At 69.7% G+C, this 17,210-nt stretch carries 14 protein-coding genes; 9 read left to right on the forward strand and 5 right to left on the reverse strand.

Translation table 11 applies throughout. The annotated features are described in order from the left end of the window. Positions 1-101: 101 nt before the first annotated feature. The 5 genes from NR798_RS35020 to NR798_RS35040 all read left to right on the forward strand — a co-directional run bounded on the left by NR798_RS35020 (position 102) and on the right by NR798_RS35040 (position 9,006). Positions 102-1,121, forward strand: a complete 1,020-nt coding sequence (locus NR798_RS35020) for a hypothetical protein (RefSeq protein WP_375766893.1) — start codon at positions 102-104, stop codon at positions 1,119-1,121. A gap of 12 nt (positions 1,122-1,133) precedes the next feature. Beyond that, complete coding sequence (locus NR798_RS35025; protein ID WP_375766894.1) at positions 1,134-2,354, forward strand: BMP family protein; 1,221 nt, start codon at positions 1,134-1,136, stop codon at positions 2,352-2,354. Between the two features lie 153 nt (positions 2,355-2,507). Next, positions 2,508-5,090 carry a discoidin domain-containing protein gene (locus NR798_RS35030; RefSeq protein ID WP_375766895.1) on the forward strand — a complete coding sequence of 861 codons (2,583 nt, stop codon included), beginning with the start codon at positions 2,508-2,510 and terminating at the stop codon, positions 5,088-5,090. A gap of 313 nt (positions 5,091-5,403) precedes the next feature. Beyond that, positions 5,404-7,452 (forward strand): ATP-binding protein, encoded by a 2,049-nt coding sequence (locus NR798_RS35035; RefSeq protein ID WP_375766896.1) that lies wholly within the window; start codon positions 5,404-5,406, stop codon positions 7,450-7,452. A 207-nt stretch (positions 7,453-7,659) separates the two neighbouring features. Continuing rightward, complete coding sequence (locus NR798_RS35040; protein WP_375766897.1) at positions 7,660-9,006, forward strand: hypothetical protein; 1,347 nt, start codon at positions 7,660-7,662, stop codon at positions 9,004-9,006. Positions 9,007-9,114: 108 nt separating this feature from the next. Here NR798_RS35040 and NR798_RS35045 read toward each other — a convergent pair whose 3' ends face one another. Together NR798_RS35045 and NR798_RS35050 are read right to left on the reverse strand one after the other, a co-directional pair. Then, the gene (locus NR798_RS35045; protein ID WP_375766898.1) at positions 9,115-10,071 is read right to left on the reverse strand and encodes a tetratricopeptide repeat protein; all 957 of its coding nucleotides are present in this window, start codon (positions 10,069-10,071) and stop codon (positions 9,115-9,117) included. Positions 10,072-10,172: 101 nt separating this feature from the next. Continuing rightward, complete coding sequence (locus NR798_RS35050; protein ID WP_375766899.1) at positions 10,173-10,667, reverse strand: MarR family winged helix-turn-helix transcriptional regulator; 495 nt, start codon at positions 10,665-10,667, stop codon at positions 10,173-10,175. Between the two features lie 78 nt (positions 10,668-10,745). Between NR798_RS35050 and NR798_RS35055 the strand changes: the two genes are divergently transcribed. The 4 genes from NR798_RS35055 to NR798_RS35070 all read left to right on the forward strand — a co-directional run bounded on the left by NR798_RS35055 (position 10,746) and on the right by NR798_RS35070 (position 13,483). Then, on the forward strand, positions 10,746-11,144 hold the full coding sequence (locus NR798_RS35055; RefSeq protein ID WP_375766900.1) for a nuclear transport factor 2 family protein: 399 nt from the start codon (positions 10,746-10,748) through the stop codon (positions 11,142-11,144). An 80-nt stretch (positions 11,145-11,224) separates the two neighbouring features. Continuing rightward, positions 11,225-12,229, forward strand: coding sequence for an ABC transporter ATP-binding protein (locus NR798_RS35060; RefSeq protein ID WP_375766901.1), 1,005 nt, complete (start codon positions 11,225-11,227; stop codon positions 12,227-12,229). Next, positions 12,226-12,966 carry a hypothetical protein gene (locus NR798_RS35065; protein ID WP_375766902.1) on the forward strand — a complete coding sequence of 247 codons (741 nt, stop codon included), beginning with the start codon at positions 12,226-12,228 and terminating at the stop codon, positions 12,964-12,966. Before NR798_RS35060 ends, NR798_RS35065 begins: the two co-directional genes overlap by 4 nt. After that, positions 12,953-13,483 carry a thioredoxin family protein gene (locus NR798_RS35070; protein WP_375766903.1) on the forward strand — a complete coding sequence of 177 codons (531 nt, stop codon included), beginning with the start codon at positions 12,953-12,955 and terminating at the stop codon, positions 13,481-13,483. The genes NR798_RS35065 and NR798_RS35070 overlap by 14 nt, the downstream gene beginning before the upstream one ends. Before the next feature lie 34 nt (positions 13,484-13,517). Here the strand turns inward: NR798_RS35070 and NR798_RS35075 are convergent, their stop codons facing one another. The 3 genes from NR798_RS35075 to NR798_RS35085 form a co-directional block, all read right to left on the reverse strand. After that, positions 13,518-13,721 (reverse strand): YbdD/YjiX family protein, encoded by a 204-nt coding sequence (locus NR798_RS35075; RefSeq protein ID WP_375766904.1) that lies wholly within the window; start codon positions 13,719-13,721, stop codon positions 13,518-13,520. Position 13,722: 1 nt separating this feature from the next. Continuing rightward, positions 13,723-15,786, reverse strand: a complete 2,064-nt coding sequence (locus NR798_RS35080; protein WP_375766905.1) for a carbon starvation CstA family protein — start codon at positions 15,784-15,786, stop codon at positions 13,723-13,725. Positions 15,787-15,901: 115 nt separating this feature from the next. Continuing rightward, positions 15,902-17,149: a type IV pilus twitching motility protein PilT gene (locus NR798_RS35085; protein WP_375766906.1), complete on the reverse strand. Its 1,248-nt coding sequence runs from the start codon at positions 17,147-17,149 to the stop codon at positions 15,902-15,904. Between the last annotated feature and the right edge of the window lie 61 nt (positions 17,150-17,210).

The raw sequence follows: 17,210 nt of genomic DNA on the forward strand, positions 1-17,210 counted from the left end.
TACCGCTCAACGCGAGCCCGCGGACGAGGCCACGGCCCGGCGGCTCGGGCTCTCCCCTCCCCCCTGAACCGCCGGGGTCCCGGAAGGGATACACTCCGCGAGTGAACGCCGTGGAGACCCTGCTCGCGCCCGCCGATGCGCTGCGCACGAGGCTGTACCGCCTCGTGGCCCCATGGGCCGGGCCGCTCTTCGCCGACCGGGACCGGCGCGTGGCGTGGATCGGCGTGGGGAGCGTGGGTCTCTCGTTCCTGCTCACCCTCACCGTGCCGCTCTGGACGCTGGCACTCGGCCCCGTGCTGCTCGGGGTCCCCCACCTCGTCTCGGACGTGCGGTACCTCGTCGTGCGTCCCGGGCTGCTCCACCGCACCGGCTTCGCCCTGTTCTGCGGCGTGCCCGTGCTAGCCACCTGCTTCGGCGCCGGGCCCGAGGTGGGCCTGCTCGCGATGGTCCCCGCCATCCTCGGGGCCAAGGGGCCGGGGTGGCGCAAGGGGCTGCTGCTCACCGTCTGGGCCGCGCTCACCGCGTTCGCCCTGGGCTCGCCCCTGGGCATGCAGCTGGTGCTGCTCCATGGGCACAACGTGATGGCGGTGGCGCTCTGGTGGTGGGCCTGGCGCCGGACGCACGCGCGGGCCTGGGGCGTGCCGCTCCTCGCCACGGTGGGCACGGCGGCCCTGCTGCTCGGCGTGGCGGAGCCCGTCCTCACGGCGCTCGGCACGTGGACGGCCCCGGCGACGGGAACCACCTTCGAGGCCTTCATGTGGACGCTGTCTCCGCTGGAGGGCCAGCCGGTGCTGGCGGCGCGGCTGGTGCTGGTCTTCGCGTTCCTCCAGTCGGTGCACTACAGCGTGTGGTTGCGCCTCATCCCCGAGGACGACCGGCCCCGCGCGGCGCCCCGCTCCTGGCGCGCGACATGGCGGGCCCTGGTGGAGGACTTCGGAGCCCCGCCGCTCGCGCTGCTGCTGCTGCTCGCGCTCAGCGTGGCCGCCTATGGAGCATGGGACCTGACGGAGGCCCGGCTGAGCTATCTCCAGCTCGCGGTGTTCCACGGCTTCCTCGAGCTCGCCGTCGCGGCGCTCTGGCTCGTCGAGGGCCGGGGGCAACGCGCCGGGACGCCGCCGTGATAGGAAAAGGCCATGCGCCTGCGCCACCTCGCCCTGCTCCTCGCCCTGCCCCTTCTGCCGGCCTGCAAGAGCCAGAAGGAGGCCCCTCCCGCCGCTCCCGCGAAGCCCGCCGCCCCGGAGGCCGCGGCCGTCCCTCCCGCCACCCAGAAGAGCAAGATCGGCCTCGTCCTGGGGCTCGGGGGACGGGGGGATCAGTCCTTCAATGACTCGGCGCTGCGCGGCCTCGAGGTCTGGGCCGCGGGCGTGAAGTACGAGGAAGGTGGCTACAAGGACGTGGCTCCCGCGGAGCTTGAGTCCACGCTCCAGCTGTCGCTCGGACAGGACCGGGCCCGGCGCAACCTCCAGGTGGCGCCGCTCGGCATCACGCCCATCGTCCTGCAGAGCCGGGTGGCCGAGGACTACGAGCCCAACCTGCAGTTGCTGGTGGAGGAGCAGGGCGTGTCGCTGGCGCTCGGGGTGGGCTTCATGCTGGAGAACGCGGTGGAGGCGGCGGCGAAGCGCAACCCGGACAAGCACTTCCTGCTCGTCGACAGCCCGCTGCTGTCCGCGCAGGGCGAGCCGTACAGCCTGCCCAACGTGCGCACCGTCGTCTTCCGCGAGGAGGAGGGCTGCTTCCTGGTGGGCGCGCTGGCCGGGCTCACGACGAAGACGGGCAAGGTGGGCTTCGTGGGCGGCATGGAGATTCCGCTGGTGAAGCGCTACGAGGCCGGCTTCCGCGCGGGCGTGGCCGCCACCAACCCCAAGGCCACCGTGGTGGCCAGCTACACCGGTGGCTTCACCAACTTCGCGCTCGGCAAGCAGGTGGGGCAGGACTTGCTGATCAAGGGCTCGGACGTGCTCTTCGCCGCCGCGGGCGTGGACGGACTGGGCGCCATCCAGGCGGTGAAGGAAGCGCGTGACGAGGGCAAGCCCGTCTATGTCATCGGCGTGGACTCGGACCCGTCGCACCTGGCGCCCAAGGCCGTGCTGTCCGCGGTGGTGAAGCGCGTGGACCTGGTGGTGTACGAGGCCGTGAAGGACCAGGTGCAGGGCCGCTTCCAGGGCGGCAACCTGTCGCTGGGCCTGCAGGAGGGTGGCATCACCTACGCCCCGGTGCGGCTGGACTTCCCCGGCAAGGATGACGCCCTCCACACACTGGAGGAGCTGAAGGCGAAGATCATCTCCGGGGAGATCAAGGTGCCCACGCACCCGGATCAGCTTCGGCCCGCCAACATGGCCAACGGCAAGCCCTGACCCGGAGCCCTCCAACGCCTCTTCGCATTGCATTTTCTCTCAACCTTGGGGAAATCCCCAATCCTTGTAATCCCGGGCAAAGTCGTTTAGCTTGCACTGCGCTGGAGGGATGTCGCGGCCCCCGATGGGCCCCCCCTCCGCCTGGGAGAAGACATGCAATCGTCGGTATGGCGGCCCATGCTCATGGCTGGGCTCCTCGTCACGTCCGTGGCCTGTGAATCGCCGGAGTACGAGACCGAGCTCCCCCACGTTTCGGAGCAGCCTGGCTCCGCCATGCGGGAGTTGGGGTTCGACAATGACAACAAGACCGATCTGACGGTGTGGCGTCCCTCGACGGCGCAATGGTTCACCATCTACAGCACCACCCAGTCGTCGGGCGGCCCCATTCACGGGCAGAACGGCGACGTGCCGCTCACCGGTGACTTCGATGGCGATGGCCGGCTCGACCGGACGGTGTGGCGGCCCTCCACCGGCACCTGGTACGTGCGCAACGGTGCCACCGGGGTGGTGACGTCCCAGCAGTGGGGAACGCGCGGGGATACCCCGCTGCATGGCGACTTCGACGGCGATGCGAAGTCTGACTTCGCGGTCTGGCGCCCCATCAACAGCTACGGCCAAGCGTATGGGCAGCTCTTCGTCATCCTGAGCGCCACCCAGGAGTACAAGACCATCAACTATGGCGCCACCAACGGGGAGATTCCCGTCGCGGGCGACTACAACGGCGATGGGAAGACGGACTTCGCCATGTGGCGCCCCTCGGATGGCATGTGGACCGTGTTGGATCACACCACCGGCGCGCGCACCAACACGCAGTTCGGGCAGAACGGAGACAAGCCGCTCTCGGGCGACTTCGACGGGGACAGCAAGTCGGACTTCGCCGTCTGGCGTAACGGGGTCTACTTCATCCTCCAGAGCTCGACCGGAGCCGTGTCCAGCGTGACGTGGGGCGCCGCGGGCGACGTGATCGTGCCGGGCGACTTCGACGGGGACGATCGCTACGACTACGCCGTGTGGAAGCCCTCCAACGGCACCTGGTACATCAAGTACTCCACGAACATCCCCTCCACCACGCAGCAGTGGGGAACCGCCGGGGACCTCCCGGTGGGCGAGCCGTTCGTCGGCCGGCCCCGGGCGCGCCTGATGCCCAACGCGCGGGTGGTCAACAGCCAGGCGCGAGACCAGATGAGGGGTTTCGACCCGGCCAACGGCTCGGTGTCCTTCGCGACGGGCGCCACCAACTTCCAGCCGGGCGACATCATCGTCAGCGAGCCCACTCCGCTGGCGCCCTATGGCATCCCGCCCCTCAAGGTGGTCTCCCGGACGGACGCGGGCGGCATCACCACCTATCAGACGACGGCCTCCTCGCTCGACGAGGTGCTCGATGAGGCGGAGCTGGATCTCTCGCGCGAGCTCACCGTCAACGATCTCGAGGAGGTGGACGAGGCGGGCAATCCGCTCCCCGCGACCGTCATGGGCCTGGGCACGAAGCTGTGCAAGATCGACGGAATCGGCATCAAGTGCGAGTTCAGCGTGCCCAACTCGAGCAGCCCGGTGAAGCTCACCGGCAGCTTCGAGTTCAAGGCGAAGCAGGAGTTCGCGCTCAAGTTCCGCAAGGTGTTCCGCATCAAGGAGTTCAAGGTCGCCGTGGGCGTGGAGGAGAAGGCCCGGCTGGCGCTCGAGTACGGCTACAACCAGGATCTGTTCCAGTTCGAGGTGCCCATTGGCCAGTGGCGCATCAAGCGCTGGGTCGTCTTCATCGGCCCGGTGCCGGTGACGATCGAGATGTATGTGAAGTTCAAGGTGGGCGCCGACGGCAAGGTGAGCCTGGCCACCGAGTACAGCATCAACCAGAGCGCGAGCGTCCTCTACGGCTTCCGCTACACGCACGACAACGGCTGGGAGGACATCAACCAGAAGACCTTCGATTACGGCATCCGCGAGCCCGCGACGAACGGCCTGAACGTCAATGGCGAGGTCCGTGGCTATGTGGCCGCCGTGCCGGGCGTGGGCATCTACGCCCCGGCCAAGGTCCTCGGCGCGGAGTCCGACATCGGCGCGCTCAAGGCCTATGGCAAGCTCAAGGTCCAGTACCCCGCCTACCCCCTGTGGCGGTTCTCGGCGGGCCTGGAGTTCTGCGCCGGCCTGAACCTGACGCTGAAGCTCAACCTGGGCATCATCAAGCGAGACTTCGAGTTCAAGGTCCTCTCCGAGGGCAAGTGCAAGGACTTCGAGCTGTGGCACAAGGAGGGCGGCTCCGCCGACACCAACCTGGCGCTGCGCGCACCCGTCACGGCCTCCAGCTCCGTCTACAACCCGTCCGCGGGTTGGATCCTCACCAACGTCAACGACGGCCTGCGGGACTCGACCCTGGGCGGCTCGCTCGGCTGGACCAGCGGCGGCTCGTACACCCCGAGCACGGTGGAGTGGCTCCAGTTCGATCTGGGCTCGAGCGCCACCCTCACCAAGGTGGATCTCTACCCGCGCAACGACCAGACCTACGGCTCGGTCGTGGGAGATGGCTTCCCGGTGGACTTCTCCATCGAGGTCTCCAATGACGCCGTGAACTGGACGACGGCGGTCTGGCGCGCGGGCTACGCCACTCCGACGGGCGTGCAGAGCTTCCCCGTCTCCGTGGCGAGCGCCCGCTACGTCCGCATCCGGGCCACGAAGCTCGATGACGTGACGGGCACCTATTACATGCAGCTGGCCGAGGTGGAGATCATCGGCCGGCACTGACGCCACCGCTGCGTGAGACGAAGATGACGCTGCTGGCGGTGGGCGCTGGGCTCTCAGGATGGAGCGGGAGCCCGGCGCGGTGCCGTGCGCCAGGCGACCCAGGCGCCGAGCGCACTCAGGACCGCGCCGCAGAGGATGGTGATCCCCGCCCAGGCCGGGCTCCGGCGCTGCATGAGTTGACTGGTGAACAAATAGCCGCTCCCCCGGAGGGAGCCCCGCGCCCTCTCGGGAGGAACGGGAAAGCGCGGACTCCTGGTAGCATCCGCCCTCGCTGATCGCGCCTGACACGCGTTGCGCGGGGGAGTCGCTGGCAGTGCCCATCCACACACTGGCTCGCCGCATGCCGCTGCTGCTCGCGGTGGCCGCCCCATTCCTCGCCTGCTGGCTCTTCATCGCCACGTATGTCCTGCCCGCCCACGTCGAGCCGTACGTGCTGCACCTGAACGGGACATGGAAGCTCCAGGAAGGCGACGGGACGGGGTGGGCGGACCCGGCATATGACGACTCGGGGTGGGGGGAGATCCGCTTCCCCGGGGGATACTCCGCGCAGGGGTACCGGGCGAGCCGGGCCTGGGCGCGCAAGCAGTTCGAGCTGCCTGCCCTGCTGCGGGACAAACCCCTGCTGCTCATGCTGGGAGGGATGCGAACCAGCCGCTTGACGCTCTTCGTGAACGGACACGAGGTGGGCCGGACGGACGAGTCCTTCCGGGGACTCAAGGGCGAGGTGGATGGGCTGGAGGCCTGGAAGGTGGACAGCCGGGAGCTGCGTCCGGGCTCCAATGTGCTCGCCCTCCGCTTCGATTGGACGCTTCCCGGAAGCGATGGCGTGGTGGACGCGCGCATGCTGCTCGGGGCGCAGGAGCAGCTGACGCCGTACTACCTGCGCGTGAGTGACCTCCGCCGGTTCTTCCAGAACGGAGCGCTTGCCCTCTTTGTGTTCATGCTGGTGTTGCTGGGCATGTTCATGAGCCGGGAGGCCGATCCCTCCCGGCGTGCGCTGCAGCGCTCCACCTTCTTCGTGGTCGCCGCGGCGGCGCTCTATGTGAGCATCCGGACCGGGGCCCTGCCGCCCCTGAAGCAGTCCTCTCCCCTCACGTTCACGATGCTCTCCCTCACGGTGGTGGGCATCGTCTGGGCAATGATGGAGTTCGCCCAGAACTATTGCCTCGGGCACGTCACGCGCGGAGCGAAGGTCCACCGGGCCGTCTGCGGGGTGTCCGCGGGCGCCTTCCTCACGGTGTATGCGCTCGGCCCGCCCGGCGGGTCCTTGCGGCTCTACCGGCTCTTCGCCCTCTACATCTTCGGGACCGTGCTGTACGTGACGGTGCTGACGGCGGCCACCCTGCTGCGCCGCAAGCGCTCGTCGGATCTCGTGTTCGCGGCGGCCGTCTTCTGCATGCTCGGCGCTGGCGTCGTGGATCTGCTCACCGACCTCTATGTGGTGCAGGCACCGCGCCTCTTTGTGCTGGCGGTGATCAACCTGGGGCTGTGCGCGGGGATGCTGCTCATCGCGGACTTCATCCAGCTCAGCTACGTCAACGAGACGCTCTCGGCGAGCCTGACGCGGACGAACGCGGAGCTCGCGGTGGCGCTGGCCCGCGCGGAGGACGCCGCCCGGCTCAAGAGCGCGCTGCTGGCGGAGCGGCTGGCCTCGGTGGGCACCCTGGCGACCGGGGTGGCCCATGAGATCAACAACCCCATGGCCTACGTGACGGCGAATCTGGCGTTCCTCGCCAGGCAGTTGCCGGAGCTGGCGCGCTCGGCGGAAGGCAGCGGGGTAGCCAGTGGGGAGCTGGCCGAGCTGGGACAGGTGGCCGTGGAGAGCCTGGAAGGCGCGCGGCGGGTCAACCAGATCGTCAAGGAGTTGAGGCTCTTCGCCCGGGGTGGAGGAGACGAGCGGCTGGAAGCGGTCGACGTGCGCGCCGTGGCGAGGCGCTCCTTGAACCTGGCGCTGCACGAGCTGGAGCCGCGCGCGCGGATCATCCAGGAGCTGGAGGAGGTGCCGCAGGTGCTCGGCAGTGAGTCACAGCTCGGCCAGGTGTGTCTCAACCTGCTGCTCAACGCGGGCCAGGCGATGACGCAGGGAGACATCGTCCGCAACGAGCTCATCCTGCGCACGCGCCGGCGCGAGGATGGCTGGGTGATGCTGGAGGTCGCCGATACGGGCTGTGGGATTCCACCGGAGGATCAACGCAGGCTGTTCGACCCCTTCTTCACCACGAAGCCCGCAGGCGAGGGGATGGGGATGGGGCTCTCCATCTGCCATGGAATCGTCAAGCGGCTGGGCGGGGAGATCCAGGTGGAGAGCGTGGTGGGAAAGGGCAGCGTGTTCCGGGTCGTCCTGCCACCGCACGCCGCCTGAACGCCTCCCGGTGCCCGCCCCGTCACATTCATGGAGCGCGCTCACCCTCGCGGGTACGCCGACCGGCTCGGGAGCAACTGGTCCTACTGTCGGACCAGTCGGCACGCTGCGCGGCCAGAAGGTGCCCTCCGCGTTGCGGCAAGAGCACCCCTGAACGGACTGACTTCGGATGGCTTAGAGTGTCTGCCCGCTCCAAGGAGAACCCACATGCATCGCAAGCTCTCTCTCGCGCTCATCACGTCCTCGCTCCTGGCCGTGACCGCCGCCGGTTGCGCCGCCGGCTCCACCGACTCCACCGACTTCGGCAGCGCCGCGCAGGCGATCGGCGCCTGCGGCCTCGGTGACGAGGTGCTGTCGGTCCGGACCTACACCACCGCCGACATTCCCGAGCTGAGCGCGATCCAGAAGGCCCAGTTCGTCACCGCGTTCCGCGAGTCGGCCTGGGACGACATCACCACCGTCGAGGAGGCCTTCCTCCACGCCGACGATCACGAGCTGCGCGCCACCATCCTGCGCGACAGCGGCACCAACCAGTTCTACGTCCAGGTCGACTACCACGTCGGCGACAACCCCTATGGCGCGGTTCTCTACTGGAACACCGCGGTCGTCGGCGCCGCGATCCACGACGGCTATCCCGAGGAGTGCGGCCCGCTCACCTACAACTATGGCCAGGGTGACACCGCGCCCGAGTGCGCCGGCTTCATCACCTACGTCAACACCGCGTCGTACGCCGCGCTCGACGCCTACCTGCCGAGCAACGTCGCCCAGGCGATCGTCGACGCGCGCACCGTCGCGCCGTTCAACTCGATCGCGTCGGTGGTCGCCGTCAACGGAGTCGCCGAGACCCGGCTCCAGCAACTCCTCACCGCCGCGCGGGCCGCGAGCCTCGTCGGCGCGAGCTGCAGCGGCATCTACGACCAGATCGCGACCTCGGCCACCGAGGCCACCGCGCTCATCGCCCTCGCCAACGAGGCGAACGCCGAGGAGCTGCACGGCATCCTCGCCTTCGAGATCAACCAGACTGTCGTTGACTCCCTGATCGCCGAGCGGCCGTTCGCGACCGCGGCCGAGGTCTCCGCGACCTACCGCGTCGGCACTGCCACCTTCCGCGCGCTCCGCAACGCCGCCACCTTCCGCGGCCCGTTCGAGGAGCTGGTCGCCGAGGTCAACGCGCTCGACCGCCCCGACGCCCAGGTTCGCCTCGACACGCACTTCGACTGGCTGTCGCTCGTCACCAACCCGGGAACCGGCCTGACCGACATGACGTGCTTCGGCATCGACGAAGCGCTCCTGCCCGCCGGCGCCACCGTGCGTCCCACGCTGGCCGACGGCGCTGAGGTCGTGGCTGACGTCGCCAACGCCGTCGCGCTCGCCAACTACCAGGGCGACCCCGCGCCCGGCCTCGCCGACCTCGAGTTCCGCACCGCGAACTCGACGTTCTTCGGCTGCTCCATCTCGTACCACCCGAACCCGTGGCAGTACGACTACCAGACGTTCTTCATCGACACCGCGACAGGCTTCAGCGTGCTGCGCACGTTCCACTACGTCGAGTAGCTGGACGCGTGCAACGGCCTCGGCAGGACATCGCCGTAGCGCTCGGACAGGAGTGGACGCGGCGGGACTCGAAGCCGCGTCCACAAGCCCGCGCGAGACAACACCCGCTCAAGGAGCCTTCGGGGCGGACTCGAGCTGCTTGCACGCGGGAGCGAGCCCGAGCCCGCACGCCTTCTGGAAGAACTCCCTGGAGCGCTCCGGGCTCTTCGCCACGCCGTTGCCATTCTTGTAGGCGATGCCGACGTTGAGGCAGCCGCCCGCCATGTCCGCGGCACAGGCCTTCTCGAAGAGGGCCACGGCCCGCTTCATGTCCCGCGCCACGCCATTGCCCGCCATATAGGACACGCCCAGGCTGTTGCAGGCCGTCATGTGCCCCGCGTCGCAGGCCTTCGAGAAGAAGGCCGAGGAGCGCTCCGCGTTCTTCTCCACGCCCTTGCCGCTCCCATAGGCGACGCCGAGGCTGAAGCACCCATCCGCGTGGCCCTTGCCGCAGGCATTGTCGAAGGCAGCGGCGGCACGCACCGGATCCCTCTCCACCCCCAGGCCCGCGTTGTAGGCGAGGCCGGTGTTGAAGCAGCCCTTGGCGTCCTCCGCCTTGCAGCTCTTCTCGAAGAGCGCGAAGGCCTGCTGGGGATCCCTCTGCACCCCCACGCCCTCCGCGTGGGCGATGCCGAGGTTGTTGCAGGCGTCCAGGTGGCCCTTGTCGCACGCCTTCTTGTAGGCGCTGGCCGCGCGGGCATCGTCCTTGGGCACGCCCGCGCCCTGCGCATAGGCCACCCCCAGGTTGAAGCACTCGCCCTTGTCGCCCTTCTTGCAGCCCGCCTCGTGGGCCTTGGCCTGACGGACCAGCTCCTCGCGGCCGAAGAACGCCTCCTGCTTCTCCGCCTCCTTCGTCGCCGCCTTCGGAGCCGCCTTTGGAGCCCCCTGGGCGGGTGCCGCGTGCCCGTGTCCATCCTGGGGCCCATGCGGGTCCTGCGCGACGGCGGGCGCACCCAGCAGGGTGGCGGCCAGACCGAGACCGAGCACCCACCGACGCCGGCCTCCCTCGGTTCCAGAGCGAAGCATGTGGAAATCCTCCCGGGCCCGAAGGCCCATCCTGTCCGGCGGGTATAGCCAGGATCTCCGCTCGCGCGAAGGGGGCTCGCCACGGGCCAGGGGCCCTCGACTCAGCGCGGCAACCGGACCCGCCGGGTCCGCACGGCCTCCGAGCCGCCCAGGGACTCGAGCACGTCCGCCAGGAGCTTGTGTGCCTCCTCCACGGCGCGGATTCCGTGGCTCCGCCTGAAGCGCTCCTCGAGCCCCGCTCGCGCCGCGCGGCTCTTGTCGACGGCCGCCTGCCCACGCCCCGAGAGCCGGACCCGCCGCACGCGCGCGTCCTCGGACCCGGCCTCCTCCACGTAGCCGAGCTTCTCCAGCTCGGCGACCGTCTTCGAGGCCGCCTGCTGGGTCACCTCGAGCAGCCCCGCCAGCTCGCCAATGGAGCGCGGGCCTCCGAGCAGGTGCTGGAAGACGAAGCCGTGCGCGTAGCGCAGGCCCGTGAAGCCCGCCGCGTGAATCTCCTCCAGCACGACGTCATTCACCCGCATCCCCACGAAGAGGGCCAGGTGCCCCAGGTCCAGGGACTCCAGCTGTACGGCCGCGGCTTGTTTCCGGCGAGGCATGGGGAGATCTTGCATTCACAACCCAGGTTGTGCAACTTGAGTTGTGCAACCCCGGTTGTGAACCTGACGGGAGGACCCATGTCCACGACGAATCTCGACACCGCGCGCCGCTACCTCCGGGCCATCGAGCAGGGAGCGACGGGAGAGGCGCTGGCCGCCTTCTTCCACCCCGAGGTGACGCAGCGGGAGTACCCCAACCGGCTCGTCCCCACGGGCGCGACGAGGGACCTGCGGGCCATTCTCGCCGGGGCCGAGCGCGGCCAGACGGTGGTGGCCTCGCAGCAGTACGAGGTGCGTCACACGGTGGCGGAGGGAGACCGCGTGGCCCTGGAGGTGGACTGGAGCGCCACGCTCAAGGTGCCAGTGGGGACGCTGCCCGCGGGAGGAACGATGCGGGCCTCCTTTGGGGTGTTCCTCACCTTCCGCGACGGCCGCATCCTCTCGCAGCACAACTACGACTGCTTCGAACCTTTCTAGCGGCGGCACCACACCCGCCGTGAAGGAATGCCGCCGCGCGAGGGCTGTTAAGCTGGCCGCCCGTCCTGGAGCCAGCCGCCATGTCCACCGCCAGACCGCTGCAGCCAGACGTGCCCGCTGCATCGCCGGCCCCGCCCTCCCCCGGCCCGGCCGCGTCCGGTGTCCAGGTGGAGCGCGTCAGCAAGTCCTACCGCCGGGGCCAGCGCGTGTTGTCGGACGTGGACCTCCACATCCGCGCGGGAGAGACCTTCGGCATCATCGGCCCCAACGGCGCCGGGAAGACGACGCTATTCGGGTGCATGCTCGGGCTGCTGTGGCCGGACGCGGGCAGCGTGCGCGTCGCGGGCCTGCCCCCGGACCACCTCCAGGTGCGCCGCCTCACCGGATACCTGCCCGAGCGCCTCACCTTCGACGCGGGGCTCACCGCGCGCCAGCTCCTCGCCTTCCACCACGCCCTGGCCGAACGGCCCTCCCGTGAGCGCCCCCAGGAGGTGGAGGCCCTCCTCACCCAGGTGGGGTTGGACAAGGCCGTGTGGGACCGCGACACGCGCAAGTTCTCCCGCGGCATGCTCCAGCGGCTCGGCCTGGCCCAGGCGCTCGTGGGGCAGCCGCGTTTCCTCTTCCTCGACGAGCCCACGCTGGGCATCGATCCCGAGGGCGTGCTGCACCTGCGCGCCCTGCTGCGCGACATCAAGTCGCGCGGTGTCACCGTCATCATCAACTCGCACGACCTGGCGCAGCTCGAGAAGGTGTGTGACCGGGTGGCCTTCTTCCGCGCCGGCCGCGTGGAGGCCCTCGAGGACCTGGGCTCGCCCTCCTCCACCCTCACCCGCCATGCCCTGGTGGTGCGCTGGGCCGGCCCCCAGCCCCTCACGCCCGAGCAGCTCGCCACCGTGACGCGGGAGGTGGGCGCCACGCTGCTGGACACCGCGGAGGACTCGCTGCGCTTCTCCGTGGAGGATGACTGGGGCGCCTCGCGCCTGCTGGGGGCCCTGCTCCAGGCGGGCCTCCCCGTGGCCAGCGCCTCCCGCGAGGAGGGACGGCTGGAGCGCTTCTTCCAACGGCCTGGAGACCGGACGCCATGATGAGCCTGCCCCTCTACCGGTCGCGCGTCACCGGGAGCTTCCACCGGCTGTCCACGCTGGGCCCGCCGCTCGCCTTCGTCATGGTGTCGCTGGCCTGGAGCGTGGCGATGCTCCTGTACACGAACTTCCTCCTCACCCCGCAGCTGGACCTCCCGCGGGATGTTTTCCTCATCCCCTTGAGCCTGGGACTGGCCGCCATCGGCCGGGACGCCTCGGAGGGACTGCTGCCGGTGATGCTCACCCGTCCGCTCCGGCGCTCCACCTACGTGCTCAGCCACTGGGCGGCGCTGGGCAGCGTGGCGTCTTTCTGGGCCCTGCTCCACCTGGTGCTGCAGTGGGGCCTCATCTCCGCCTCCACGCCCCACCCGCCCATGCTGCTGGAGGTGCTCTACAACGCCCTCGGCCGGGTCTCGCTGTGCTTCGGCATGGCCGCCACCCTGGTGTGCTTCTCCACGCGGCTGCCCGCCTGGGGCAACATCGCCCTCTGGGGCCTGCTGTTCTTCCTGGCGGAGCGGGTACTGCCCGGCCTGGGCAAGGATGAGTCGGCCCGCTTCGCCTTCACGGTGCGCCAGTACCTCCTGGGGCTGCTCATGCCCGAGCTGGACTTCCGCAGGACGTTCGCCGCCACGCCCCTGTCCTGGTTCCGGCTCACCACTTACTTCTCCAACGTCACGCTGCTGCTGCTGCTCGGCATCCACATCTTCAACCAGCGCGAGGTGTCCTATGCGTCCCGTTGACCCTGGCTCCACCCGCGTGCTGCCCCGCGGGTTGCTGGTGGCCGCCGTGCTGCTGCTGGGCGCCCGCGTGGCCAGTGGCCTCTACGAGAAGCAGCACCCCTCCGAGCCCTGGAGCCTGGTGGCCTGGGTTCCCCTGGAGCAGGCCCAGGCCATCTCCCGGGAGCGCAACGTCCCCATCCTCTACTACTTCTCCGCCGACTGGTGCTCGCCGTGCCAGGTGCTGGAGCACGACGTCTTCAACGACGACTACGCGGCCCGCGGCATCAACACGCGCTACATCCCCGTGAAGCTGAAGGATCGCCGCCAGGAGGAGGGCGAGAACCCTCCCGCCGTGCAGGCCCTCATCAACAAGCTCGGCGTCCACGCCTTCCCCTCCTTCGCCATCGTGATGCCAGACGGAAAGACCCAGAGCCTCACGCGCGGCTACAACGGCTACACCGGGACGCTGCAATTCCTCCGCATCCCCACGCCTTCCGGCAGACGTCCCGCTCCGCTCAGCCGTCCGGGCTCACGCTGAGCCTGAGCGCCCGCGACGTCCTGGAGCCGCCTGCTCAGCAGCAGCGCCCGCCGCCACCTCGGTAGCGCGCCCGCATGCGCTCGTCGAAGAACTCCGGGTAGCTCATCACGGGCCGCTCCGGGTGATTCAAGCGCATGTGCGCGACATAGGTGTCGTAGTCGGGCACGCCGATGATCAACCGGGCGGTCCGCACCGCCTGGAGCCAGAACCTCGCCAGCGCGTCTCTCGCGGCGCCCATGTCAGCGGCCCACCGTGGCCAGGGGAACGGGGGCCGTCTCCTGCGCGGTGGGACCGGCCGAGCGGCGGGCCGCGAGCGCCGCGCGGAGGCCGAAGGCGACGGTGGCCACCACCAGCAGCATGAAGAGGACGGTGAGGGTGGCGTCCACGTAGTCGTTGGTGATGACGCGCTCCATGTCCTCCAGGGACTTCGCGGGCGCCAGCACCCGGCCCTCGGCGGCGGCGGCCGAGAACGCGCGCGCATGGGCGAGGAAGCTGACCCGGATCTCACCGCCGAACACCTTCTGCCAGCCGGCGGTGAGCGTGCAGCACACCAGCCACACGGTGGGGAGCGCCGGAATCCACAGGTAGCGCTCGCGCTTCATCTTCACGAGCACCACGCAGGCCAGCGTCAGCGCGATGGCGGCCAGCATCTGGTTGGCGATGCCGAACAGCGGCCACAGCGTGTTGATGCCGCCGAGCGGATCCACCACGCCCTGGTAGAGGAAGTAACCCCAGCCGCTCACGCAGATGGCGGTGGCGAGCAGGTTGGCGGACCAGGACTCGGTCTTGCGCAGCGGCGCGTACACCAGGCCGGCCAGCTCCTGGATCATGAAGCGGCCCACGCGCGTGCCCGCGTCCACGGTGGTGAGGATGAACAGCGCCTCGAACAGGATGGCGTAGTGGTACCAGAAGGCCATCATGCCCGTGCCGCCGACGAGCCCATGGAGGATCTGCGCCATGCCCACCGCCAGGGTCGGCGCGCCGCCCGCGCGCGACAGGATGGAGGACTCGCCAATCTCCTTGGCCGTCATGCTGAGCACCTCGGGGGTGATGACGAAGCCCCACTCGCTGATGGTCCGCGCCGCCTGCTCGACGGTGGTGCCAATCAGGCCGGGCGGCGAGTTCATGGAGAAGTACACGCCCGGGTCCAGCACCGAGGCGGCGATCAGCGCCATCATGGCGACGAAGGACTCCATCAGCATGGCGCCGTAGCCCACCATGAGCGTCTCGCGCTCGTTGGCCAGCATCTTCGGCGTGGTGCCGGAGGAGATCAGCGAGTGCCAGCCCGACACGGCGCCACAGGCGATGGTGATGAAGAGGAAGGGGAACAGGTTGCCGGAGAACACCGGCCCGGAGCCGTCGATGAACCGGGTCACCGCCGGCATCCGCAGCTCCGGCGCCGCCAGGACGATACCCACCGCCAGCAGCAGGATGGTGCCAATCTTCAGGAAGGTGGACAGGTAGTCGCGTGGCGCCAGCAGCAGCCACACCGGCAGCACCGAGGCGCAGAAGCCATAGGCGATCAGCATCCAGGCCAGCGCCTTGCTGTCATAGGTGAACAGCGGAGCCAGGGAGGGAGCCTCGGCGACGCGGCCGCCCAGCCAGATGGAGAGCATCAGCAGCACGAAGCCGAGGACGGACACCTCGAGCACGCGGCCCGGGCGCAGGTAGCGCAGGTACACGCCCATCACCAGCGCGATGGGGATGGTCATGGCCACGGTGAAGGTGCCCCAGGGGCTGTCGGTCAGCGCCTTGACCACCACCAGGGCGAGCACCGCGAGGATGATCATCATGATCATCAGCACGCCGATCATCGCCACCACCCCGGCGGCGGGGCCGAGCTCCAGGCGCACCATGTCGCCCAGGGACTTGCCGTCGCGGCGGATGGAGAGGAAGAGGATCATGAAGTCCTGCACCGCGCCGGCCAGCACGACGCCGAAGAGGATCCACATGGTGCCCGGCAGGTACCCCATCTGCGCGGCGAGCACCGGGCCCACCAGCGGACCGGCGCCCGCGATGGCGGCGAAGTGGTGGCCGAACAGCACCCACTTGTCGGTGGGCACGTAGTCCAGGCCGTCATTGCGCAGCTGCGCCGGCGTGGCCCGCGAGGGGTCCAACCGCAAGGCCCTGTCGGCGATGAACCGGCCGTAGAAGCGGTACCCGAGCAGGTAGACGCAGACGGACGCCACCACCAGCCAGGTGGCGTTGATCGTCTCTCCCCGGTGCAGCGCCACCGTGCCCAGGCAGAACGCGCCGACGACGGCCACCAGTGCCCAGCCCAACCTGCTCGCGACACGTCCCATGACCCCTCCGCTCCTGATGATGGTGGCAACGTTCCCGCCGGGGGCGGAGCGGGTCAATGATCAAGTGCCCCCCCATGCACCAGTCCTCAACAGGTTCGCCCCCACGCCCTGAGACCTACTCCTTGGTTCCGGGGCCACCGCGCTCGAGCTGGCGCAGGATGTCCGAGAGGTCGTCCTGCTCCTCCTGGATGACGAAGACGGCTTCATCGGAGGGCGGGGGCCTGGGCGGAGCGTCGTCCTGCGCGGCACGCTTCGGCCTGGGCGTGGGGGGAGGCGGCCTCGGGAGGGGCTCGGGACGGGCCGGCGGGGTGGCCCGGAGGGACGGAACGGGCGCGGGAGCAAGCTCGGGCGGGGCCTCCTCGGCGGGGGAAGGCAGGTGCCAGTCCGTCTTCCGGTTCAGCCACTCCGCGTAGCGCGTGAACGTCCAGGAGCCGTCGGCGGCGCCCGTCTCGATGGCGGACGGGAGCTTGAAGAAGTGGCCCTGGCGCACGAGGCTCTTCACGGGCGTGCTGCCCGGGAGCACCTCGCACTCGGGCACGCGGATGCCCAGCTCCGGACGGTAACGCAGCCGCTGGCACACCACCCCGACGAGACAGTCCGCGAGCTGCGCGCACACCGCGCCTTGTATCTCCGGGGGAAACGCCGACACCACGCGCTGGAGCGCCTCGGCGGTGCTCGAGGAGTGCACCGTCGCGAGCACGAGGTGCCCCGTCTCCGCCGCGTTCAGCGTCAGGCGCATCACCTCCGGATCCCTCAGCTCGCCCACCATGAGGACGTCGGGGTCTTCCCGGAGCGCGTCGACGAGCGCCTGCTCGAAGGAGGGCGTGTCCCGGCCCACCTCGCGCTGGCGGATGAAGGACTGGCGCGGCACCAGCGCGTACTCGATGGGGCTCTCCACGGTGATGATGTGCCGGGCCTCGGCGAGGTTGATCTCCTGCAGCAGCGCCGCGAGCGTGGACGTCTTGCCGGAGCCGGTGGGGCCACTCACCAGAACCAGCCCGTGGGCCGGCTCGATGAGGCGGCGCAGGTCCGGGTGGAGGTTGAGCTTCTTCAGCGTGGCCTGGGCGGAGGCCAGCAGGCGGATGGCGAAGCCCACGCCGCGCGCGCTGCGCAGGATGTTGATGCGGCAGCGCTGGCCCTCCACGTTGCGCGAGACGTCATACGAGCAGCGCTCGATGAACTCGGGCCAGGCCTCGTCACCGATGATGTCGCGCGCCAGGGCGGTGAGCGCCGGGGCGGACACGGCTTCGCCCACGAGCCGCAGGGCCCCGCGGATCCGCAGGGCCATGGGCATCTCGCCCTCCAGGTGGATGTCGCTCGCGCCCTGCTCACGCGCGAGCCGGATGAAGGCCTCGAGTCCCACGTGTGTCCCCTCCTGCCGTGCGGCCCAAGCAACCGGTGTGCCGCGTCCGAGCCAGGAGGCA

It is taken from the genome of Archangium gephyra (genome assembly GCF_042230915.1).
Lineage (GTDB): Bacteria > Myxococcota > Myxococcia > Myxococcales > Myxococcaceae > Archangium > Archangium gephyra_B.